The sequence below is a fragment of the Actinomadura sp. WMMB 499 genome (assembly GCF_008824145.1).
Lineage (GTDB): Bacteria > Actinomycetota > Actinomycetes > Streptosporangiales > Streptosporangiaceae > Spirillospora.
On sequence record NZ_CP044407.1, the window covers coordinates 6,281,071 to 6,302,983 of the forward strand.

At 73.5% G+C, this 21,913-nt stretch carries 24 protein-coding genes; 12 read left to right on the forward strand and 12 right to left on the reverse strand.

Translation table 11 applies throughout. The annotated features are described in order from the left end of the window. Positions 1-5: 5 nt before the first annotated feature. From F7P10_RS28435 to F7P10_RS28445, 3 genes are read right to left on the reverse strand one after another with little or no spacing between them, the layout of a single operon-like run. Positions 6-800, reverse strand: coding sequence for an SDR family oxidoreductase (locus F7P10_RS28435; RefSeq protein ID WP_151013856.1), 795 nt, complete (start codon positions 798-800; stop codon positions 6-8). 54 nt (positions 801-854) lie between these two features. Beyond that, positions 855-1,097 carry a ferredoxin gene (locus F7P10_RS28440; RefSeq protein WP_176611686.1) on the reverse strand — a complete coding sequence of 81 codons (243 nt, stop codon included), beginning with the start codon at positions 1,095-1,097 and terminating at the stop codon, positions 855-857. After that, positions 1,094-2,251: a Rieske 2Fe-2S domain-containing protein gene (locus F7P10_RS28445; RefSeq protein ID WP_151013858.1), complete on the reverse strand. Its 1,158-nt coding sequence runs from the start codon at positions 2,249-2,251 to the stop codon at positions 1,094-1,096. The genes F7P10_RS28440 and F7P10_RS28445 overlap by 4 nt, the downstream gene beginning before the upstream one ends. A gap of 157 nt (positions 2,252-2,408) precedes the next feature. On the opposite strand from F7P10_RS28445, the gene hsaA reads away from it, so the two are divergent. The 3 genes from hsaA (at position 2,409) to F7P10_RS28460 (ending at position 5,180) form a co-directional block, all read left to right on the forward strand. Further along, positions 2,409-3,575 carry a 3-hydroxy-9,10-secoandrosta-1,3,5(10)-triene-9,17-dione monooxygenase oxygenase subunit gene (gene hsaA / locus F7P10_RS28450; RefSeq protein ID WP_151013860.1) on the forward strand — a complete coding sequence of 389 codons (1,167 nt, stop codon included), beginning with the start codon at positions 2,409-2,411 and terminating at the stop codon, positions 3,573-3,575. Positions 3,576-3,700: 125 nt separating this feature from the next. Continuing rightward, complete coding sequence (locus tag F7P10_RS28455; protein WP_151013862.1) at positions 3,701-3,943, forward strand: DUF6411 family protein; 243 nt, start codon at positions 3,701-3,703, stop codon at positions 3,941-3,943. A gap of 31 nt (positions 3,944-3,974) precedes the next feature. Further along, positions 3,975-5,180: a phosphatidylserine/phosphatidylglycerophosphate/cardiolipin synthase family protein gene (locus F7P10_RS28460; RefSeq protein WP_151013864.1), complete on the forward strand. Its 1,206-nt coding sequence runs from the start codon at positions 3,975-3,977 to the stop codon at positions 5,178-5,180. A 58-nt stretch (positions 5,181-5,238) separates the two neighbouring features. Here the strand turns inward: F7P10_RS28460 and F7P10_RS28465 are convergent, their stop codons facing one another. Both F7P10_RS28465 and F7P10_RS28470 read right to left on the reverse strand, forming a co-directional pair. Further along, on the reverse strand, positions 5,239-6,411 hold the full coding sequence (locus tag F7P10_RS28465; RefSeq protein ID WP_151013865.1) for a S9 family peptidase: 1,173 nt from the start codon (positions 6,409-6,411) through the stop codon (positions 5,239-5,241). After that, a complete protein-coding gene (locus tag F7P10_RS28470) occupies positions 6,408-7,928 on the reverse strand; it encodes an FAD-binding protein (RefSeq protein ID WP_151013867.1) in 1,521 nt (506 codons plus the stop codon). The genes F7P10_RS28465 and F7P10_RS28470 overlap by 4 nt, the downstream gene beginning before the upstream one ends. 150 nt (positions 7,929-8,078) lie before the next feature. Here F7P10_RS28470 and F7P10_RS28475 point away from each other — a divergent pair, with 150 nt between their 5' ends. The 3 genes from F7P10_RS28475 to F7P10_RS28485 all read left to right on the forward strand — a co-directional run bounded on the left by F7P10_RS28475 (position 8,079) and on the right by F7P10_RS28485 (position 10,310). After that, complete coding sequence (locus F7P10_RS28475; protein ID WP_151013869.1) at positions 8,079-8,693, forward strand: TetR family transcriptional regulator; 615 nt, start codon at positions 8,079-8,081, stop codon at positions 8,691-8,693. A gap of 64 nt (positions 8,694-8,757) precedes the next feature. Next, a complete protein-coding gene (locus tag F7P10_RS28480; protein ID WP_151013871.1) occupies positions 8,758-9,507 on the forward strand; it encodes an SDR family NAD(P)-dependent oxidoreductase in 750 nt (249 codons plus the stop codon). Between the two features lie 11 nt (positions 9,508-9,518). Continuing rightward, complete coding sequence (locus F7P10_RS28485) at positions 9,519-10,310, forward strand: SDR family oxidoreductase (RefSeq protein WP_151013873.1); 792 nt, start codon at positions 9,519-9,521, stop codon at positions 10,308-10,310. A gap of 69 nt (positions 10,311-10,379) precedes the next feature. On the opposite strand, the gene F7P10_RS28490 is transcribed toward F7P10_RS28485, so the two are convergent. Next, a complete protein-coding gene (locus F7P10_RS28490; protein WP_151013875.1) occupies positions 10,380-11,303 on the reverse strand; it encodes a 3-oxoacyl-ACP reductase in 924 nt (307 codons plus the stop codon). A 235-nt stretch (positions 11,304-11,538) separates the two neighbouring features. Between F7P10_RS28490 and F7P10_RS28495 the strand changes: the two genes are divergently transcribed. From F7P10_RS28495 to F7P10_RS28505, 3 genes are read left to right on the forward strand one after another with little or no spacing between them, the layout of a single operon-like run. Continuing rightward, a complete protein-coding gene (locus F7P10_RS28495; RefSeq protein ID WP_151013877.1) occupies positions 11,539-12,699 on the forward strand; it encodes a steroid 3-ketoacyl-CoA thiolase in 1,161 nt (386 codons plus the stop codon). 3 nt (positions 12,700-12,702) lie between these two features. Next, positions 12,703-14,883 carry an acyl-CoA dehydrogenase gene (locus F7P10_RS28500; protein WP_151013879.1) on the forward strand — a complete coding sequence of 727 codons (2,181 nt, stop codon included), beginning with the start codon at positions 12,703-12,705 and terminating at the stop codon, positions 14,881-14,883. Positions 14,884-14,885: 2 nt separating this feature from the next. Beyond that, positions 14,886-15,491 carry a PaaI family thioesterase gene (locus F7P10_RS28505; protein WP_151018348.1) on the forward strand — a complete coding sequence of 202 codons (606 nt, stop codon included), beginning with the start codon at positions 14,886-14,888 and terminating at the stop codon, positions 15,489-15,491. Positions 15,492-15,532: 41 nt separating this feature from the next. On the opposite strand, the gene F7P10_RS28510 is transcribed toward F7P10_RS28505, so the two are convergent. From F7P10_RS28510 to F7P10_RS28530, 5 genes are all read right to left on the reverse strand, one after another. Next, entirely contained in the window at positions 15,533-16,291 is a 759-nt protein-coding gene (locus tag F7P10_RS28510; protein WP_151013881.1) for a class I SAM-dependent methyltransferase, read from the reverse strand. Positions 16,292-16,347: 56 nt separating this feature from the next. Continuing rightward, complete coding sequence (locus F7P10_RS28515; RefSeq protein WP_151013883.1) at positions 16,348-18,132, reverse strand: ABC transporter permease; 1,785 nt, start codon at positions 18,130-18,132, stop codon at positions 16,348-16,350. A 2-nt stretch (positions 18,133-18,134) separates the two neighbouring features. After that, a complete protein-coding gene (locus F7P10_RS28520) occupies positions 18,135-18,884 on the reverse strand; it encodes an ABC transporter ATP-binding protein (protein WP_151013885.1) in 750 nt (249 codons plus the stop codon). A gap of 4 nt (positions 18,885-18,888) precedes the next feature. After that, a complete protein-coding gene (locus tag F7P10_RS28525; protein ID WP_151013887.1) occupies positions 18,889-19,419 on the reverse strand; it encodes a PadR family transcriptional regulator in 531 nt (176 codons plus the stop codon). 262 nt (positions 19,420-19,681) lie between these two features. Continuing rightward, positions 19,682-20,047, reverse strand: coding sequence for an ATP-binding protein (locus tag F7P10_RS28530; protein WP_176611687.1), 366 nt, complete (start codon positions 20,045-20,047; stop codon positions 19,682-19,684). A 181-nt stretch (positions 20,048-20,228) separates the two neighbouring features. Here F7P10_RS28530 and F7P10_RS28535 point away from each other — a divergent pair, with 181 nt between their 5' ends. Genes F7P10_RS28535 through F7P10_RS28545 form a run of 3 tightly spaced genes read left to right on the forward strand, consistent with a single transcriptional unit; the run spans position 20,229 to position 21,428 of the window. Then, entirely contained in the window at positions 20,229-21,038 is an 810-nt protein-coding gene (locus F7P10_RS28535; RefSeq protein WP_218040167.1) for a helix-turn-helix transcriptional regulator, read from the forward strand. Continuing rightward, on the forward strand, positions 21,035-21,226 hold the full coding sequence (locus tag F7P10_RS28540) for a DUF397 domain-containing protein (protein ID WP_151013893.1): 192 nt from the start codon (positions 21,035-21,037) through the stop codon (positions 21,224-21,226). Before F7P10_RS28535 ends, F7P10_RS28540 begins: the two co-directional genes overlap by 4 nt. 7 nt (positions 21,227-21,233) lie before the next feature. Further along, positions 21,234-21,428: a DUF397 domain-containing protein gene (locus F7P10_RS28545; protein WP_151013895.1), complete on the forward strand. Its 195-nt coding sequence runs from the start codon at positions 21,234-21,236 to the stop codon at positions 21,426-21,428. Positions 21,429-21,527: 99 nt separating this feature from the next. On the opposite strand, the gene F7P10_RS28550 is transcribed toward F7P10_RS28545, so the two are convergent. Continuing rightward, positions 21,528-21,896, reverse strand: coding sequence for a TraR/DksA family transcriptional regulator (locus F7P10_RS28550; RefSeq protein ID WP_151013897.1), 369 nt, complete (start codon positions 21,894-21,896; stop codon positions 21,528-21,530). Positions 21,897-21,913: the final 17 nt, after the last annotated feature.

Below are 21,913 nucleotides of genomic sequence, written 5' to 3' on the forward strand. Positions count from 1 at the left end.
GCCGCCTACTTTCCGGATTCTTTGGGGAGCAGCCGCTTCATCGCCTCGTGGGCGCCCGCGACCTTCTCCGCGCGCGGGAAGCCGCTGCGCTTGCGCGCGGCCTCGTAGTTGCCGCCCGCGACCCAGAGCGGCCCGTCGCCGAGGTGCTCGAGGCCCTCGCGGGCGACGTCGTCCGCTTCGGCGACGTTCAGGCCCGGGATGTCCATGTCGAGGCCGGCGCGTTCCATCGCGGGCGTGCGGGTGACGCCGAGCACCAGCTCCAGGACGTCCACGCCGTGCTCGCGCAACTCCAGCCACAGGCCCTCGGCGAACACGCGCCCGAACGCCTTGACCGCCGAGTACACGCTGATCTGCGCCTGCCCCATGTACCCGGCGAGCGACCCCACGAGCAGGATGCCGCCGCGCCCGCGCTCCTTCATCGGCGCGGCGAAGTGGCGGGTCAGCGCGAGCTGCGCCGTGATGTTGAGGTCGATGACGCCCTGGAAGCGGTCGAGGTCGCCGGTGACGAACTCGTGCCCGTAGCTGTTGGCGCCCGCGTTGAAGATCAGCAGCCCGACCTCGATGTCGCCGGTGACGTCCCGGACGGCCTTCAGCGGGTCCGGCGCGACGAGATCGAGTTCGAGCGTCCGGACCTGCACGCCCTTCGCCCGGACGGACGCGGCGGTCTCGGCGAGCGGGCCGGGCTTGCGGGCGATCAGCACCAGGTTGACGCCCGCGTCGGCCAGCCGGTGCGCGAACGCCGACCCCACGCCCTCCGAGCCGCCCGCGATGACGGCCCACGGCCCGTACCTGTCGATCATCCTTCTCCGTCCAGTCTGAGAGCGACCCCGTCGATGTGCGGGCCCCCGTCCACGTCAGTCATCGAGGACCGTGATCTCGCCGTTCAGCGCGGCCTCCTGGATCGCCGAGCGCAGCGCCGGGCACGTCCCGTGCTCGTCCTCGCCGATGCCGGTGCACGCGGCCCGCGCCTCGGCCGACCACTGGATGCTCGTCTGCTCCCAGCTCGACTTGCGCGCCAGCACTCGCGCGGCGCAGCGGCGGCAGCGGACGGGACGCATCGGCGTCCCGTCCAGCCGCTCGTCGGAACGGACCGTCACGCCGAGGCCTCCGCGGCGTCCAGGCGGGCGAGGTTCTCCTCGACCTCCTTCTTCCACGACTCGACCGGGCGGGTGGTGTCGATCTCGTACTCGAACCGGTCGTTCATCTCCGGCGTGACGTCGGCGACGTCCACGTAGAACTGCTCGTACCAGCGGCGCAGCTGGTAGACCGGGCCGTCCTCCTCGCACAGCAGCGGGTTGTCGATGCGGGTCTTGTTCTTCCAGATCTCGACGTCCTGCTGGAAGCCCGTCAGGATGAACGACGAGAGCTTCTCCGCGGTCGCCTCGGCGGCCGCGGGCGGCAGCGCCTCGCTGTGCTGGACGATGATCCCCGAGTGCAGCGAGAACGAGTTCTCGTCGATCGGGTAGTGGCAGTTGATCAGGACGGACTTCAGGTCGTAGCCCTCGTAGTGGTACGTCAGCTCGTCGATCATGAACGAGGGGCCGTGGTAGGTGGCGACCGAGGTGTTGCCGAGCATCCGCGGCCCGCCCCCGCCGCTGCCCTCGCGCTGCCGGCGGGAGTCCTCCCGGGTCACGCCCTTCATGATCTGCGTCGCCGTCGTGCCCTCGAAGACGTTCTTGAAGTACGTCGGGAACGACTGGTGGATGTAGAAGAAGTGCGCCATGTCGACGACGTTGTCGATGACCTCGCGCGCGTTCGTGTGGACGACCTGCTCCGTCCAGCGCCAGTCGGTCCAGTCGTCGCGGGTGGCGCCCTCGATGACGGGGATCGTCACGTCCGCCGGGGGCTGCTTGCCCTCCGGGTCGTTCCAGACGAACAGCAGCTTGTCCTGCTCCATGGTCGGCCATGCGGCCGTGCGCGCGCGCAGCGGGACCCGGCGCGAGTACGGGATGCCCTTGCAGCGGCCGTCGCCGCCCCAGCGCCAGTCGTGGAACGGGCACGCGATCGTGTTGCCCTTGACGGTGCCCTGCGACAGGTCGCCGCCCATGTGCCGGCAGTAGCCGTCCAGCACGTTGATCGTGCCGTCCTCGCCCATGAACACCACGAGCTTCTGGCCGAACCCGTTGATGGTGTGGGGCTTGCCGTCCTTGAACTTCTCGGCGAGGCCCAGGCAGTGCCATCCTCGGGCGAACCGGCTGGAAATCGCCTCGGCCTCGATGCGGCGGATCGCGTCCGACTCGGCAGCGGTCACGGTGGATCATCCCTTCGGCTATGGACGAGATGTTCGAACGCTATGTCGCAGGTCACGCCGTCCGGGGGCGGGTCCCGCTGGCCGGGACGCCTCCGCACTCCCCTCCGGCACGCGTGGTCTGCTGCACGAACCGGACGAGCGGGAGGGGAACGGGCGGATGAGCGGTGAGGTTCTGGACGGCGTGCGCGAACTGCTGCCGGGCATCGCCGAGCGGGCCCGGGCCGTCGACGACAAAGGCCGCATCCCCGCCGCGACCATCCGCGGGCTCACCGAAGCGGGCATGTTCCGGCTGCTCCAGCCCGCCCGGCACGGCGGCGCCGAGGGCGACCCCGTCGAGTTCTACGCCGCCGTCCGGGAGATCTCCGGCGCGTGCGGCTCGACCGGCTGGGTGACGGCCGTGCTCGGCGTCCACTCCTGGCATCTCGGCCTGTTCCCCGACGCCGCGCAGCGGGAGGTGTGGGGCACCGGCCCGGACACCCTCGTCGCGTCCTCCTACGCCCCGATCGGGCGGCTCACCCCGGTCGAGGGCGGCTACGAGATCTCCGGCCGGTGGGCGTTCTCCTCCGGCTGCGAGTTCGCGTCCTGGGTGCTGCTCGGCGGGCTGGTCGTCGGCGCGCAGGGCCGTCCCGTCGACTTCATGACCGTGCTGCTGCCCCGCGCGGACTACGAGATCCGCGAGGTCTGGGACTCGATGGGCCTGCGCGGCACCGCCAGCGACGACATCGTCGTCGAGCGCGCGTTCGTCCCGGCGCACCGCGCGATGCGCAACTACGACCAGGCCCGGCTGCGCGCCCCCGGCCTCAAGGTCAACCCCGGCTCGCTGTACCGGATCCCCTTCGGGACGATCTTCACCACGACCGTCTCGTCCAGCGTGATCGGGATGGCCGCGGGCTGCTACCGCTCGTACGTGGCGCAGATGCGCGACCGGATCCGGCTGAGCCTGGGCGGCGGACGGTTCGTCGAGGACGAGTTCGCGCAGGTCGCCGTGGCCCGCGCGGCCTCGGAGATCGACGCGGCCGTCCTGCAGACCGAGCGCAACATGCGGGACGTGCACGCCTGCGCGGTGCGCCGCGAGGAGATCCCGATGGAGCTGCGCCTGCGCGCCCGCCGCGACCAGGTGCGCGGCACCGAGCGCGCCATCGAGGCCATCGACATCCTGTTCCGCACGGCCGGCGGGAACTCGCTGCGCCGCGGCCACGTGATCGAGCGCGCCTGGCGCGACGCCCACGCGGGCAGCGTCCACGTCGCCAACGACGTCGAGCGCGCCCTGTCGATGTACGGCCGCGGCGAGTTCGGCCTCGCCGTCGAGGACAACCTCGTCTGACCCGCCCCGCACGAGCGTCCGCGCGACGGGCCGCCGGAGTCGGGTTCGTCACAGCACCGGAATGTCTTTCCTTGTCGCGGGTAAAGCGTTGCCAGATGTAAGCAACGTTGAAAAGGGGCGAGACCATGGCGATCGTTGCCATCGTGGCTGTTTGCGCGGTTCTGCTGGTGCTGGCGTTCCTGCTGCCGAGGCTGTCGCGGCACCCGCAGCGGGGCACCCAGCGGGCGCTGGGCGCCGGATCCCGGGCCGGTTCGTCGGCGCCGGGCTCGATCGGGCGGCTGCTGAGCAAGCCGTTCCGCAGCTCCTCGCGCGCCGTCGGCCGCAGCGGATCGGCCGGCCGCCGCGCCCGCGGCCGCCTCCCGTTCTGACCGTGCCCGTTCCGATCATCCGGAGGGTGGAATGACCTCTTTGGCTCCCGGCCGCGCCACCGGGTCCGGCGACCCGGACCCGGTGGCGGAAGGGGACCGGCTCCGGCGGCGCCTGGAGCGGCTGCTCGGCGTCGCCGCCACCGAGGGGAACACGGTGGAGCCGTTGCGCAACGGTGACGAGATCTTCCCCGCGATGCTGGAGGAGATCCGCGCCGCCGAGCACACCGTGGACATGATGACCTACGTGTACTGGCGGGGCGACGTCGCGCGCCGGTTCGCCCACGCGCTCGCCGAGCGGGCCCGCGCGGGGGTGCGGGTACGGCTGCTGCTGGACGGCTTCGGCAGCCACCCGATCGAGCGGGAACTCCTGGACGCGATGGACGACGCGGGCGTCACGGTGGCCTGGTTCCGCAGGCCGCCGTACCTGTCGCCGTTCAAGCAGAACCACCGCTGCCACCGCAAGGTCCTGATCGTGGACGAGCGCACCGCCTACACCGGCGGTGTGGGCATCGCCGACGAGTGGAAGGGCGACGCCCGCAACAGCGGCGAGTGGCGGGACACCCACGTGCGGGTGCGCGGCCCGGCCGTGGACGGCATCGCGGCCGGATTCGCGCAGAGCTGGGCCGAATGCCACGCCGAACTGTTCGACGAACGCGACCGCTTCGTCCCGCAGGACGAATGCGGTGACGCCGTCGTGCAGGTGGTCCGCGGGTCGGCCAGCATGGGCTGGCAGGACATGCAGACGCTGATCCGGGTGGTGCTGGAGTCGGCGCGGCGCCGGGTGCGGCTGGCCACGGCCTACTTCGCGCCGGACGCCTACTTCACCGAACTGCTGTGCGACACCGCCCGTCGCGGTGTGGAGGTCGAGATCGTGCTTCCGGGGCGGCACGCCGACAAGCGTGTCAGCAGGCTCGCCGGGCAGCGGCACTACGGCGAGCTGCTGGAGGCCGGGATCCGGATCTCGCAGTACCGGCCGACCATGCTGCACACCAAGATCATCACGATGGACGGCGTGGCGTCGCTGATCGGGTCCACCAACTTCAACCGCCGGTCCCTCGACCACGACGAGGAGATCATGCTCGCCGTCATCGATCCGGCGGTGACCGCCCGGCTGGACGAGGACTTCACCCGGGATCTCGCGGCCAGCGAGCGGATCGACCCGCGGCGCTGGCGGCGGCGGCCCGTCCGGCAGCGCGTGATGGAGGCCTCGGTCCGTCCGATCCGGCGCTTCCTGTGACCACCGGGACGGGGCCGGGCGGCTGTACCCGCCCGGCCCCGGCCGGCCGCTCGTGCGGTCAGCAGTCGGACGGTGGGGTGCGGCCCTTGCGCAGGTTCTCGACGTAGCTCAGGCCGTCGGTGAACGACGCGTCGAGCAGCTCGCGGTGGTCGGCGCCCTCGTACTCCCGGTACGCGATCGTGTCGTGGCGCTCGCACAGATCGTCCGTCAGCAGCTTCGTCGCGGCGGGGGAGACGAGCGTGTCCGCGGTGCCCTGCAGGACGAGCGTCGGCACGCGCAGGCTCAGGCCCGCGGGCTCCTGCGAGCGCAGGTACGCGGTGAGCGGCTCCAGATCGGCGTCCGGCTCGAACACCTTCGTGGGGTCGAAGCCCTCGGCCATCCGCCGCAGCCCGAAGGTGCACGCGGACGTGCGCGCGGCCTCCAGCATCGGGAGGGCCTCGGCGGTCAGCAGGTCCTCGGGGACGATCGACGGCTCGGCGGCCTCGGCGCCGGTGAGCAGGACGAACAGGAACGGCATGGCCGCCTCGGCGCCCGGGAGCCCGGACCGGACGTACTCCGGGGTGGCGCTGGTCTGCGAGCCGGGGGCGAGCGCGAGCGCGCCGCGCAGCCGCACGTCGCGGGGCCGCTGCCGGGCGGCGGCGGTGAACACCGCCGCGTGCCCGCCCTGGCTGTGCCCGGCGACGTACCAGTTCCGGCCGATGCGGCGGTCGAGACCGCGGGCGGCGCGGACGATGTCCACGACGGCGTTCGCCTCGCTGCGCCCGTGCATGTACGGGTGGCCGCCCGGAGTGCCGAGGCCCTCGTAGTCGGTCTGCACGACCGCGTAGCCCCGCGCGACCCACCGGTCGAGGTACCGCTCGGTGACCGACAGGTAGTCGTGCGCCGGGCCGTCCGCGGTGTCGGCGGAGGGGGCGCACACGTCGGCGGTGCCGGTGGTGCCGTGCGCCCAGCTCAGCACCGGCCAGCCGCCGCGCGGTGGCCGTCCCTCCGGGACGGCCACGGTGCCGGTCACGACGATCTTCCGGCCGTTCGCGCCCTGCGAGGTGTAGGCGATCGTCCGGTTGGCGGCCGCGCTCGGCAGCGCCGCCGTCCCGGCGACCGGCCACGTGTGCAGCAGCCGCCCGCGCTGCCCCGGCGGGACGTGCGCCTGCGCGGGTACGGCCGTGAACGTCGCGGCGCCGACGGCGGCCGCCGCGGCGAGCGCGGCGGCCCGCGTCCTGATCGATGTCATGCCCGCTCCTCGGAATCCATGTGCTGGACGGCCCGGTAGGCGAACGCCATCCCGGTGCCGATGGGGACGCCCGGTCCCGGGTAGATCGGGCCGGTGAACGACGCGGTGGTGTTGCCCGCCGCGTACAGGCCGGGGATCGGACGGTCCGCCGCGTCGAGCACGCGGGCGTCGGGGTCGATGCGGAGCCCGCCCTTGGTGCCGAGGTCGCCGACCGCCATCCGGGCCGCGTAGAACGGGCCCCGGTCGACGGCGACGAGGCCGTGGCCGCCGCCGGTGAAGTACCGGTCGTAGCCGTCCTCGCCGCGGTGGAAGTCCTCGTCGGCGCCCTCGGCGGCGAACCCGTTGAACCGTTCGACGGTCGCGGCGAGCGCGCCCGCCGGGACGCCGATCGCGGCGGCGAGCCCGTCGAGCGTGTCCGCCCGCACCCACGTTCCGGCGGCGAGGTGCGCTTCGGGGTCGGCGGCGGGGATCGTGATGGCCGGGGCCGTGCGCGACTTCGCGTCGAAGATCAGGTGCAGCGGGCCGGTCGCGGCGGCCATCGCGCGGCCCATCCGGTCGTAGGGGAGGGACTCGTTGGCGAACCGGCGGCCCGTCCCGTCCACGATGAGGCCGCCGCGGAAGCCGAGCGTGAACGCGGCCCGCCCGTCCGGCCCGACGAGGGCCGGGCAGAACCAGGCCTCGCCGAGGTTGCCGGTGGCCGCACCGGCCGCGACGGCCGCCGCGATGGCGTCGCCGGTGTTCGCGCCGTCCGGGGCCATCGTCCACTCCGCCGAGCCCGCCACGCCCCGCTCCTCGCGCAGCGCGGCGGACGCCTCGAAGCCGCCCGCCGCGAGCAGCACCCCGTGCCGTGCCCGCAGCCGCACCGGCCCGTCCGCCGTCTCGGCCGCGACGCCCGCGACCCGTCCGTCCTCGACGATCAGCGAGGTCAGCGCGGTGCCGGTGCGGACGTCGCCGCGCCCGGTGCGCGTGAACGCCAGCAGCAGCCGCCCGATCAGCGCGCGGCCCTGCGCCAGCGGGACGGACGGGTCGTGCGGCAGCCCGGCCCGGTCGCGGTCCACCGGCGGGCGGACGAGCGCGGCGAGTTCCCCGAGCCGTTCGGCGGGCAGCGGCAGCGGGACGATCGAGCGCCCGCGCGCGGTGCGGCCCGGCGCGTCGTAGTACTCGGGGAACGCCTGCCATTCGAACTCGATGGCCGGGTCGCTCTCCAGGAACTCGACGACCCGGGGCGCGGCGTCGAGGAACGCCTCCCGCAGCGCGGCCGGACCGTCCCCGAGCAGCGCCGTCAGGTAGGTGCGGGCCGATTCGACCGAGTCGTCGCCGATCCCGGCGCGCTCCTGCACCCGGCTGCCCGGCAGCCAGATCGACGCGCCCGAGTACGCGCTCGTCCCGCCCAGCAGCGCCGTCTTCTCCAGGACGGCCGTGCGCCGCCCGCCCGCGGCCGCGGCGAGCGCCCCGGCCAGCGCGCCCGCGCCCGAACCGGCCACCACCACGTCGTACTCGTCCGTCCATTCGCCCACGTGACGTCCCCTTCGCGATCTCGGCGCGACGAACGTAAGCGCGGCGCGGCCGTGCGGGCCGCCGGGTCCCACTGAGCGGTATCGGCGTGCGCCGACCTCTCCGGGGGGCTGGATATTGTCGTGCCAGGACAGGAACCGGAGGGGGAGACCGTGGCGAGGATCGCGTCGGCGCGGCTGTCGGCCGAGCCCAGCTCGCCGGAGCAGCACGACAGGCGGCAGCGCATCCTGCGCGCCGCCATGCGCATCGGTGGTGAGAAGCCCCTCGAACGCGTGCAGATGCACGAGGTCGCCAAGGCCGCCGGGGTGGCGATCGGCACCCTCTACCGGTACTTCCCCTCGAAGGTGCACCTGTTCACCGCCGTGATGGCCGCGCAGGTCGACCGGTTCGGGGAGGGCGTCGGGCCGCCGCCGCCCGGCACCGACCCGGAGGACGCGGTCGCCGACCTGCTCGTCGCCGCCAGCCGCACCCTGATGGCCCAGCCGCTGCTGTCGGCGTCGATGCTGCACGCGGCCAACAGCGCGAACGTCGCCACCGTCGTCGACACCGCCAAGATCGACACCACGTTCCAGGAGATCGTGCTGCTGGCCATCGGCATCGAGGTGCCGACGGCGCAGGACGTCCGGCTCGTGCGGCTGCTCATGCAGTGCTGGTACGGGGTGCTGCAGATGAGCCTGAACGGCCGCGCGTCCATGGCGGACGTGGAGAGCGACATCCGGATGGCGTGCCGGCTGCTGCTCGCGCCCCGCTCCAACGCGCCCGGCTGACCCCGCCTCCCGCTGGCCGGGACGCCACCGCCGGAGCCGCTCCGGGCCCCGCTACGGTGCGGTCATGAAGCGCTATGACGGGGTGAAAGTGCTGCTCACGGGGGCCGCGTCGGGCATCGGGCGGGCCACCGCGCTCCGCCTCGCGAGCGAGGGCGCGGCCGTCTACGGGGTGGACCTGTCCGCGGACGGGCTCGCCGGGACGGCCGCCGCGATCACCGGCCCCGGGACGATCGCGACGGGCGTCGCCGACGTCACCGACGAGCCCGCCGTGATCGGCGCCGTCCGGGACGCGGCCGCCGCGCTCGGCGGCATCGACGTGCTGGTGAACGTCGCGGGCGTCCACAAGACGACGCCGCTCGCCGCCCTCACCGTCGCCGACCTCACCCGCCTGTTCCAGGTCAACCTGGTCGGGACCGCGCTGTTCTGCCGCGAGGCCGCCCCGCACCTGCCGGACGGGACGGGCGCGATCGTCAACGTCGCGTCCCTGTCGGCGGTGCAGGGCAACCCGTACATGTCGGCGTACTCGGCGTCCAAGGGCGCGGTGCTCTCGTTCTCGCTGAGCCTCGCCGCCGAGCTGAGCCCGCGCCGCGTCCGCGTGCTGTCGGTCTCGCCCGGCGGTGTCGACACCCCGCTGACCAGGGCGCCCGACATGTTCCCCGCGGGCGTCGACCCGACGTACTTCGGCCGGCTCGCGCCGCCGTTCGGGCAGGGGCGGGCCGACCAGATCGCGGCCGTGATCGCGTACGCGGGCTCGTCCGACGCCGCCTACCAGACCGGCGTCGACCTGCGGGTCGACGGCGGCTCCCACATGTGAAGGAGACCGACATGCCCCTTACGAGCACGGGACGCACGATCGCGATCAGCGGCACCGCCTCCGGCATCGGCCGGACCCTCGCGGGCCTCCTGCGCGACCGCGGCGACGCGGTGGTCGGCGTGGACCTGCGGGACGCCGACGTGTGCGCCGACCTCGGCACCCCCGAGGGGCGGGCCGCCGCCGTCGCGGGCGTCCTCGACCGGACGGGCGGGACGCTCGACGGCGTCGTGGCGTGCGCGGGCGTGTCCGGCCCGACGCCGCTCACCGTCACCGTCAACCACTTCGGCGCGGTCGCCCTCCTGGACGGCCTGCGCCCCGCGCTCGCCCGCGCCGAGCGTCCGCGCGCCGCCGTCGTCGGGTCGATCGCCGGGACGCAGCCGCTGGACGAGGACGTCCTGCGGGCCTGCCTGGACGGCGACGAGCCCGCGGCGCTCGCGGCGGCGGCGAAGGTGATCGAGCGCGGCGAGGGCAACCGGCTGTACCCGTCGTCGAAGTCGGCGCTGGCCCGCTGGCTGCGCGCCGCGTCCGTCGCGCCGGAGTGGGCGGGCGCGGGCATCCCGCTGAACGCGGTCGCGCCCGGCGTCGTCCGCACCGCGATGACCGAGCCGCTGTTCGCGGACCCGAAGATGCGCGAGGTCATGGACCGGGCCGTGCCGATGCCGCTCAACGGGTACGCCGGGCCGGAGGTCATCGCGGAGGCCCTGGCCTGGCTGATCTCGCCGGCGAACTCGCACATGGCGGGGCAGGTCGTGTACGTGGACGGCGGCGCGGAGGCGACGCTGCGCGGCCCGGACGCGTACTGACGCGCGAACGGCCGGACGCGCGAACGGCCGCCCCCGTCCGCGTCGCGGGGGCGGCCGTCCGGCGGCGCGTCACCGCGGGGTGTTCGTGCCCGTCGTGTCGAGCGCGGCGACGTCCCACGCGGCGTACGTGCGGTGCGCCTCGCGGTCCTCGAAGTACGGCGTGACCTGCGCGGCGAACTCCTCGGGGGAGAACACCCCGCTGTCGGCCGTGAACTTCCGCTCGACCGTCGGCGCGGCCATCAGCGCGACCATGTCGCCGTACACCACGAACACCTGCCCGCTGATCTTCTCCGCCGCCGGGGACGCCAGGTAGCCGACGAACGTCCCGACCCGCTCGGGCGCCATGGCGTCCAGGCCGCCGGGGGAGGTGCCCTCGGCGAACGACGCCTCGGTCATCGCGGTGCGGGCGCGCGGGCAGATCGCGTTCGCGCGCACCCCGTACCGGCCGAGGCCCTGCGCGGTGGACAGGGTCAGCGCGACGATCCCCGCCTTGGCCGCGGAGTAGTTCGGCTGCCCGGCGGAGCCGAACAGGAACGCCTCGGACGCCGTGTTGACCACCCGTCCGTACACCGGCCCGCCCGCGGCCTTGCTCGCCGCCCGCCAGTGCACGGCGGCGGCGCGCGACACGGCCGCGTGGCCCTTCAGGTGGACGCGGACCACGTCGTCCCAGTCGGACTCGGACAGGTTGAACAGCATCTTGTCGCGCAGCACGCCCGCGTTGTTGACCAGGACGTCCAGGCTCCCGAACGTCTCCACGGCCGTCTGCACGAGCTTGTCGCCGAGCGCCCAGTCGCCGACGTCCCCGGCGACCCCGACGGCCCGGCCGCCCCGCTCGCGGATCTCCCCGGCGACCTCCTCGGCGGCCGGGCCGATGTCGTTGACGACGACGGCGGCGCCCTGCGCGGCCAGCGCGAGGGCCTCGCTGCGGCCGAGCCCGGCGCCCGCGCCGGTGACGATGGCGGTCCGCCCCGCCAGGGTGAGGTCAGCGTTCATCAGGAGGCTCCCGTCGGTGTGCGGTGACGCCGACGAGGCTAGTACGAATTCTATTTCTCGGCCGCGCTGATCCCGTTCAGTGGACCTCGCCCACCTGCTGTGGTCGCCGGGAACCGCTCAGTGGGACCGGCCTTGTCCGTTGACGAGAATCAATTCTAACTTCTGGCTCGGGACGCCTCATCCGGCGGTGCCCCGCCGCACCCGCGCGTCCTGACCGGACAGGAAGGAACCACCCGTGCCTGAAGCCGTCATCGTCGACGCCGCCCGCACCCCGGTCGGCAAGCGCCACGGCGCTCTGTCGGGCCTGCACCCGGCGCAGCTCCTCGGCGCGACGCAGAAGGGGCTGCTCGCCCGGCTCGGCGTCGACCCGTCCACGGTCGGGCAGGTCGTCGGCGGCTGCGTCACCCAGGCGGGGGAGCAGGCCAACAACGTCACCCGCAACGCCTGGCTGTACGCGGGCCTCCCGTACACGACCGCCTGCACCAGCATCGACTGCGCGTGCGGCTCGTCCCAGCAGGCCGTCCACCTCGTCGCGGGCCTCATCGCCGCCGGAACGATCCACACCGGCATCGGCTGCGGCGTCGAGGCGATGAGCCGCGTCTTCCTCGGCCAGGCCCTCACCCCCGGGACCGGCGGCCCCATGCCGGACGGCTGGGACTTCGACTACCCCGACCAGTTCACCGCCGCCGAGCGCATCGCGAAGAACCGGGGCGTCACCCGCGCGGACGCCGACGCGCTCGGCCTCGCGTCGCAGCGCAAGGCCGCCCGCGCCTGGGCCGAGGACCGCTTCGCGGGCCAGATCGTCGAGATCGACGCGCCCGTCATGACGAAGGAGGGCCCGACCGGCGAGACCGCCACCGTCACCCGCGACCAGGGCCTCCGCGAGACGTCCCTCGACAGGCTCGCCACCCTGAACCCGGTCGTACCGGACGGTGTCCACACCGCCGGGAACGCGTCGCAGATCAGCGACGGCGCCGCCGCCGTCCTGCTGATGTCGCGCGAGCGCGCCGCCGAACTCGGCCTGCGGCCGCGCGCCCGCATCGTCGCCTCGACCATGGTCGGCTCCGACCCGTACTACCACCTCGACGGCCCCATCGACGCGACCCGCGACGTCCTCGACCGCGCCGGGATGAAGCTGCCCGACATCGACCTCGTCGAGATCAACGAGGCGTTCGCGTCGGTCGTCCTGTCCTGGGCGGGCGTCCTCGGCGCCGACATGGACCGGGTCAACGTCAACGGCGGCGCCATCGCCCTCGGCCACGCCGTCGGCTCCACCGGCGCCCGGCTGCTCACCCAGGCCGTGCACGAGCTGGAGCGCGCCGACCGCTCCACCGCCCTCGTCACCATGTGCGCGGGCGGCGCGCACTCCACCGCGACCATCATCGAACGGATCTGACGCATGACCATCGGACTGACCGAGGAGCACCGCGACCTCCGCGACGCCGTGCGCGCCTTCACCACCCGCCGGGTGACGCAGGCCGCCGTGCGCGCCGCCGTGGACGCCGGCCGGGAGAAGATCCCGCCGTTCTGGGACGACCTCGCGGGCCAGGGCCTGCTCGGCCTGCACCTCCCCGAGGACGTCGGCGGCGCCGGCTACGGGATGCTCGAACTCGCGGTCGCGCTCGAGGAACTGGGCCGGGCCATGACCCCCGGGCCGTTCCTCCCGACCGTCCTCGCCAGTGCCGTCCTGCACCGCGCGGGCCACCGCGACCACCTCGAGGGACTCGCGTCCGGTAGGACGGTCGGCGCCGTGGGGCTCCGTCCCGGCGGGCTCGAACTGCGCGCGGATGGAACGTTGCACGGCACGTCGGAGCCCGTCCTCGGCGCGCACCTCGCGGACGTCCTCGTCGTGCCCGCGCGCGGTTCCGCGGGCACCGCGTGGGCCGTCGTCACGGGCGCGTCCGCCGACGAACTCCCCAGCCACGACCTGACCCGCCGCCTCGGCCGCCTCACCCTGGACGGCGTGACCCCGGACGCGATCCTCGACGTCGACGCGCGGACCGTCCACGACCTCGCCGCCGTCCTGTTCGCCGCCGAATCCTCGGGCCTCGCCGACTGGGCCACCGCGACCGCCGCCGGATACGCGAAGGTCCGCGAGCAGTTCGGCCGTCCGATCGGGCAGTTCCAGGGCGTCAAGCACCGCTGCGCCCGGATGCTCGCACACGCCGAGCAGGCCCGCGCGTGCGCCTGGGACGCCGCCCGCGCCCAGGACGAGGCCCGCACCGCCGAGGCCCGCACCGCCGAGGCGTCCCTGGCGGCCGCCGTCGCCGGCGCGACCTCCCCGCACGCCGCCCTCACCACCGCGAAGGACTGCATCCAGACGCTCGGCGGGATCGGCTTCACCTGGGAGCACGACGCGAGCCTCTACCTGCGCCGGGCCCAGACGCTCCGCGTCGTCCTCGGCCCGACGGGCGAGTGGCGCCGCCGCGTCGCGCACCTCACCCTCGACGGCGTCCGCCGCGAACTCTCCGTCGACCTCCCGCCCGAGGCCGACGAGATCCGCACCGGGATCCGCGCCGAACTCGAACCGGCGACGGCCCTCACCGGCAAGGAGCGCGTCGACTACCTCGCCGACCGCGGCTACACGTCCCCGCACCTCCCGGCCCCGTGGGGCAAGGGCGCGGACGCCGTCACCCAGCTCGTCATCGCCGAGGAGATGCGCCGCGCGGACCTGCGCGCGCACGACATGATCATCGGCAACTGGGTGGTGCCGACGCTCATCGCGCACGGCTCGCCCGCCCAGCACGAGCGCTTCCTGCCGCCGTCGCTGCGCGGCGACCTGCGCTGGTGCCAGCTGTTCAGCGAGCCCGGCGCCGGGTCCGACCTCGCCGCGCTCACCACCCGCGCCGAGAAGGTCGACGGCGGCTGGAAGATCAGCGGGCAGAAGGTGTGGACGTCCATGGCGCGCGAGGCCGACTGGGGCATCCTGCTCGCCCGCACCGACGCGTCCGTCCCCAAGCACAAGGGCCTGTCGTACTTCCTCCTGGACATGGAGTCGCCCGGCATCGACATCCGCCCCCTGCGCGAGCTGACCGGCGACACCCTGTTCAACGAGGTGTTCCTCGACGGCGTGTTCGTCCCGGACGACCTCCTCGTCGCGGCGCCCGGCGACGGCTGGAAGCTCGCCCGCACCACGCTCGCGAACGAGCGGGTGTCGCTGTCGAACGACTCGTCCCTCGGCAGCGGCGGCGAGGCCCTCCTCAAGCTCGTCCCGGCGGACGACGGCGAGCGCCTCACCACCCTCGGCGGCATCCTCTGCGACGCGCAGTCCAGCAGCCTGTTCGGCCTCCGCACCACCCTGCGGTCGCTCGCCGGCGGGCAGCCGGGCGCCGAGTCGTCCATCGGCAAGCTCATCGGCGTCGAGCACATCCAGCAGGTCTGGGAGACCGCCGTCGACTGGATCGGCCCGGACGCCCTCACCGGCGAGGGCCCCGGCGGCATGCAGGACCCCACCTGGATGTTCCTGAACTCCCGCAACCTGTCGATCGCCGGGGGCACCACCGACGTCCAGCTCAACATCATCGGCGAGCGCGTCCTCGGACTGCCGCGCGACCCGCAGCCCACCGGGAGGCCCGCGTGACGATGGACCTGCACGCGTCCGCGCGGTCCTGCGGCGTCGACGCCGCCTCCGCCGCCGCCCGCCGCGTCATCGCCGCGCTCGTCCGCGCCGGGGACATCGGGACCGCCGACATGGCGGACGTCGCCGACCGGCTGAACGCCGTCGCCGACGACCTCGAGGCGTCGGCCCCGCCCCTCGGCGACCGCCTGGTCGACATGTGGCGGGGCGACGGCAACACCCGCCACGACCCCGCCACCGGCCCCGAGAACCCGATCGCCCCGCCGCTGGAGTACGAGCCCGCCCCGGACGGGGGCATCACGGCGACCGCCGTCCTCGACCTCCCGTACCAGGGGCCGCCCTCCAGCGTTCACGGCGGCGTCTCGGCGCTCCTGCTGGACCACACGCTCGGCGTGGCGAACGGCTGGGCGGGCGTCTCGGGCATGACCGCCGAACTGACGCTCCGCTACCACCGGACCACCCCGCTGTTCGAGCCCCTGACGATCTCCGCACGCCAGGTCTCCGTGGACGGCCGCAAGATCCGGACGGTCGGCGCCATCCGGCACGACGGCCGGGACTGCGTCACCGCCGAGGGCCTGTTCATCGCGAAGTACCCGCCCCGTCCCCGCTGACGCCCGTCCGGGCCGCGCCGCGAGCGCGGCCCGGAGGTCCGCTACCGGACGGGTTTGCGGGCGTCGACCAGCAGGCGCGTCGAGTGGGCGACGAACGGGCCGTCCGCGCGGATCTCCGCGTCGAGTTCCCGCAGCCGCTCCCGGTACCGCTCGACGGTGAACCCCGGGACCGTCCACACGACCTTCCGCAGGAAGTGGACGACGGCCCCGACGTCGAAGAACTCCATGCGGAGCCGCTCCATCCGCAGGTCGACGACCTCGAGCCCCGCGGCCTCGGCGCCGGCCCGCTCGACGTCCGGGTGCCGTTCGCGCTTCGCGTCCGGCTGCGGCCCGAGGAAGTACTCGACGAGCTCCCACACGGTTCCGGGCCCGACGTGCTGCGCGAAGTACGTCCCGTCCGGCCGGAGCACCCGCGCGATCTCGTCCCACTGCACCGTCGCCGGATGCCGGCTCGTCACCAGGTCGAACGCTTCGTCGGCGAACGGCAGCGGCGGCTCGTCCGGATCCGCCACCACGACGACCCCGCGCGGATGCAGCAGCCGCGTCGCCTTCTCCACGTTCGGAGGCCACCCCTCCGTGGCCACCATCGTCGCCGGGAACGCCGCCGCCCCGGCGAGCACCTCGCCACCGCCCGTCTGCACGTCCAGCGCGGCGCCGGCCCGGCGCAGCCGGTCGCTCATCGACCGCTGGTACCCCCACGAGGGCCGCTCCTCGGTGGCCCGTCCCTCGAACCACGAGAAGTCCCACCCCGCCACGGGCGCCGCCTCGGCCTCCGCGACCAGCTCGTCGAACTCGCGCATCTGTCCATGATCGGTGCGACGTCCCCGGAGCGGCAAACCGAAATCGCCCGGGCGGCTCAGCCGGATTCGGCGTCGAGGGCGGGCCCGGCCGGGCCCCGGGCGTGCACCCATGCGGGCAGCGCGGTCAGCGCCGCGACCGACAGCAGCAGGACGATCGCGGCGGCGAGCAGCCACGACCACGGCGGCGTGACCAGCCTGGGGCTGAAGAACCACATCAGGACGATCCCGGCCGGGGCGCCCGCCACCAGCGCGGGCACGGCGGGCAGGAGCTGCGCCGTGCAGATCGCCGCGACCACCTGGCCGGGCGTGGCGCCGAGGGTCCGGGTGATCGCCAGGGCGCGCCGGGCCTGGACGGCGGCGCTCCAGCCGAGGAACACGGTGTTGAACGCCGACAGCGCCGCCAGCGCGACCGTGACGCCGAGGATCACGTGCGCGTTCCGGGCGTTCACGGCCTCCATGGCCGCGGCGGTCAGCCCGGTGCCGGGGTCGGTGTCGACGGCGGTGCGGTAGACGAGCAGCGCGGTGACCGTGACGGCGGTCGCCGTCAGGCCGACGAAGGTCAGGAAGGCGCGGCCCGGCCGCCGGATCAGCAGCCGGACCCCGACCAGCAGCGACGTGGGCAGGTAGGCCGTCACGGCGGTCAGCCGCGGATGGTGCGCCTGCGGGTGCGCCGGGGCGTCCAGCGCGCCGACCGTGGTGGTGCGGGCGGCGCGCAGGACGGGGGCGAGCGTCCCGGCCAGCGCGACGAGGACGGCGAGCACGACCGCGGCGACCGCGACGGCGGTGCTCGGCGGCCCGGCGGTGTTGAGGAGCCCGGCGCTGGGATCGGCCAGTTCGGGCGCGGCCAGGGACCCCGCGGCCAGTCCCAGCACCGTCGCCACGGCGGTCAGCAGCAGGTACTGCGCCAGCAGGACCGCGGCGACGGTGCCGGGCCCGGCACCGACGGCCTTGAGCAGCCCGGCCCGCCGGTTGTCGCGGGCGGCGCGCACGGCGGCGAGCGCGGCGAGCGTGACGGTCGCCGCCACCGCGAGCAGCCACCCGCCCACGACCAGCGCGGGCTGGGTGCTGTGGATCATGTTCATGTCGTCGTGCAGGATGGTCTGCCAGTCCCGGACGTTGGTCCCCGCGACGCCCCGGCTGTCGGGCGTGAACACGGTCTCGCGCCATCGGAACACCGCGTCGGCGTCGGAATCGGTCAGTTTGATGTGGACCAGATGGACACCCGTCTCGTCGCCCGCGGCCGCGCGGGCGTCGGCGGTGGTGAACCAGATCCTGCCGCCCCTCTCGCCCGGCCCCACCTGGGCCCAGTTGCTCCACGGATGCACCGGGGTGGCGGCGCTGACCGCGATCCCGACCACCGGGTAGCCGCGACCGCCGATGGTGACGCGGTCGCCGACGTCCACGCCCAGCGCCCGCGCGAAGCCGCGCTCGACGACCGCGCCACCGGACCGCACCCACGTCCCGGACGTCACCAGCGGCCGGTCCACCGCGGACGGCGCGCCGTCGCGTCCCTCGACCGAGGTGGACGCGGTACGCCCGTGCGCCCGGACGTCGGTGTCGAAGGCGAAGATCGGTTCGCTCCGCGCGGCCACGCCGGGAGCACGGTCGACGGCCGCGGCCAGCGGGGACGGATCCGCGGCGGGCACGATGGCGGTGACGTCGGGTCCGGCGGTCGCCGCACGGGTCTTCATGTACCCGGTGACCACCGCGTTGTTCGCCGTGAGCCCGAGCGTCAGGAAGGCGGTGGCGGCGGTGACGGCCACCAGGAACATGACGGCCTCGCCCGGACGGCGGCGCACGTCCGACGCGACCAGCCGCCACATCAGCAGCAAGCGTCCCACCTTCACTCCTCCCAGTTCAGCAGCGCCCCGAGCCCGGTGCGACGGTCGTCCGGACGGTGGTGGGGCCGGTCGTCGCCGGCCGTCCGCCCGTCCCGCAGCGACAGGACGCGGTCCGCCGTCGCGGCGACGCGCTCGTCGTGGGTGACCACGACCAGCGTCTGGCCTCCCGCGCGCAGCTCGCCGAACAGGCGCAGGACGTCGCGGGTCGCGGCGCTGTCGAGGTTCCCGGTGGGCTCGTCCGCGAACACCACCAGCGGCTCGTTGACCAGGGCTCGCGCGATGGCGACCCGCTGCCGCTGCCCGCCGGACAGCTGCGCGGGCCGGTGCCGGACCCGGTCGGCGAGCCCGACCCGGTCCAGGAGCCCGGCGGCCCGGCGCCGCGCGGCGCGCGGCGCGGCCCCCGCGAGCAGCGCCGGCAGTTCGACGTTCTCCGCCGCCGTCAGCTCGTCCATCAGGTGGAAGGACTGGAAGACGAACCCGACCGCCCGCCGCCGCAGCCGCGCCAGCGCCCGTTCGCCCAGCCGGTCGATGCGCCGCCCGCCGAGCCACACCTCGCCGTCGCTCGGCCGGTCGAGCCCGCCCAGCAACTGCAGCAGCGTCGACTTTCCGCACCCGCTGGGCCCGGTCACGGCGAGCGTCTGCCCGGCGGGCACGTCGAGGTCGACCCGATCGACGGCCCACACCAGGCTCTCGTCCCGTCCGTACGCCCGCGACAGGCCCGCCGCCCGCAGCACCGGCGCGTCTCCGATCATTCCTTCAGCCCTCTCCACGTGGGGCGCGGGCGGACCAGGTCCGCTCGCACGCCTCCAGCCAGCGCAGGTCGGCCTGCAACCGGAGGGCGACGCCCTCCAGCAGCAGCCCGGCCTCGGAGTTCGCGTCGTGAGCGAGGACGGCCCGCTGCGCCTCGGCGAGGTCGCGCATCAGCTCCCGCCGCCGCGCGTCCACGAGCGCGAGCGGATCGGCCAGGCCCGACTCGGCGGCGGCCACCAACTTGAGGTGGAACTCCGTCACGTCCGCCCTCGGGCCGACACCCTCGGCGAGCCACGCGGCCACCCGCTCCCGCCCGGCCCCGGTCAGCGCGTACACCTTCCGCCGCGGGCCGCGCACCGGCGCGTCCTCACGCTCCAGGACGACCAGTCCCGCCTTCTCGAGCCGGGTGAGCGTCACGTAGACCTGGCCCGCGTTCAGCGACCCGCCCAGCGGCCCGAGCGCCGCGACCAGCCGTCCGCGCAGGTCGTACCCGTGCGACGGCTCCCTGGTCAGCAGCGCCAGCACCACGTCCTGCACGGACCACCCTCCTCGACGACCCCCAATAGATAGCGGTTAAGTAATTGACCGTCAATCGGCCGTTCCTCGACGAACGTCCACGATCCGTCCGGCGCGACCCCGACGCTCACGCCGACCCCGTCCGCCGGGTCGTGCGCGAACAACCACAGCAACGGCGGACGAACGTCGTAGAACTTGACGCACCGCCATCCCCGAGCCTTCGCCGCCTCCGCGAACGCGTCCAGGTGCCGCACCGCCCGCCGCCACCGCACGAACCGCCGCCTCATCCCGCGGGCACCCGGGCCCAGACCCACTTCCCGCACGGCTCGGTCTTGCAGGCGCCGCACTCGGACGCGAGCGCCCGCACCAGATGCAGCCCGCGCCCGCCCTCCACGTGGCCGGGGTCGAGCGCGGCGGCGTCCGGCGGGACGTCCGGGACGAGCGGCCGCACGACCGGCATCGCGTCGGCCGGGTCCCACACCGCGAGCAGCACGCCACGGTCTTCCCGCGCGAACCTGACCCGGATCTCCGAATCCGGCGTGCATCGCACGGCGTTGGTGATCAATTCCGTGAGCACCAGCAGCACTTCGTCGGCGATTCTCCGCAGACCCCACTCGTCCAGCCGGAACCCCGCGAGCGTCCGCACCATCCCCGGCGTACTCCGTGCGGCCAGACACGATATGTCCAGGTTGTCGAATTGTGTCGAATTCATTCCGATGGCACCTGCCTTTCGTCCCTCTGTTCTCGAGACAAGAGTGCGTGCGACGGATTACCTTGTCGTCGTTGCTGGATACTTTGGCAACTCTCTTCCGCTCGCCTGGAGGGTGATCATGGTCAACCCGCCCCCGGACCCCACGCTCTCGCTTTACGCCTTGATGGCTCACTACCTGCGGTTTCTGCGCCTCAAGCACAAGATGACCCAGGCTCAAGTGGGGGAGGTGATCGGCTGTACCAAGGGGCAAGTTTCCAAGTACGAGGCCGGGACGCGCCAGTTGGACGAGCGTGAATGCGCCGCACTCGACGCGGCATGGGATGCGGGCGGCCTATTCGTGATCTTGTTGCGCTACGCCAAGATGGGCGTGGATCCCAACTGGCAGGAGAAGCTGCGCAATTACCAGCGGAATGCCACAACCCTCCGACTGTTCTACAACAACGTCATACCGATGCCCTTCCAGTCGGAGGGCTATGCCCGCGGGCTCTTGGAGGCAGGGCACACGGCACGACGCGTCGGTGACGTAGAGGTCGAGGTCAAGAACCGCATGAAGCACCAAACGGAGATGCTTGCCGGAGAGCCCATGGTGTGGTTGCTCCTTGACGAGGTGGCCCTTCGTCCCATGGGCGGCGCCGCGGTCATGGAAGAGCAGCGCGATCTGCTACTTGAGTTGGGCACACACCACAACGTGTCGATCAGGGTTTTGCCCGAGAGTGCCGCTCCGCATATCGGGATCGACGGTTCGTTCACCTGTTTCGAGTTCGGGAACGGGCGTGCTGCGGCATTCGCCGGCACCAGTCTCGATGTCGGACGCGTCATAGAAGATCAGGATGAGGCGGCCGATGTGGCGATACGCTTCGAACGTATCGCCGCTCGATCATGGAGCGAAGATCAATCTCGCGAGTGGATAGCAGGGATGCGGACATGACGGCTTGGCGCAAGAGCAGCTACAGCGGTGCAGGCGGCACGGACAACTGCATTGAGCTCGCGCGGATCACGGAGGCCGTCGGCATCCGTGACAGCAAGGACCCGGATGGCGGTCACCTCGCCCTCGGACATGCGGCGTTCGCCGACCTCCTCACGCGCGTGAAGCGCGACGAACTCGCAAGTCGGTGACGGTCTGGTGACCGCTTGGCGTAAGTCCAGCCGTAGCGGCAGCACTTCAACCCAGTCGGATTGCGTTGAAGTCGCAGGCCTCACGGTCGGTGTTGGCATTCGGGACGGCAAGGATCCGGATGGCGGTCACCTCGAGCTCGACCGTGCGGCGTTCGCCGACCTCCTCGCGCGTGTGAAGCGGGACGAACTCGCAGGCCGGTGACGGGACTCGGCCACGCGAAGGTCGGCCCCGGGGACTACGCCCTTCCCGCCGTGATGGCCCGGGGCGACGGCTCCGGCGCCATCACGACGTGGACGCCGCTCAGCGGGGGGCGGCGCAGGCATCGCAGAGGGTCTTGAGCCAGGCGCGCTCGCGAAGCACGCCCGGATTGCCGCAGGACTCGCACGTCCTGGCCGACTCCTGCTCGGCCGCGCGGACGAGGGCCCTCGCCGCGTCGTCCTCCACCTCGTAGCGCGCCGCCTGGTCGGAGTCGGGCCAGTCGCTGTTGCCCTTCTCCAGGTGGCGCAGCATGCCGGTGAGGAGGTAGACGCGCAGGGTGCCGTACTTCTCCTTGACCTGCTGGACGCTGTAGGTGGGGCTGACGGCCAGCAACTCCGTGTGCAGCTTCTGCAGCAGCGGATGCCAGCCGGAGCCGACGAAGTCGAGGTGATCGGGAATCTGTTTCGGCATGGGTTCATGATCGGACA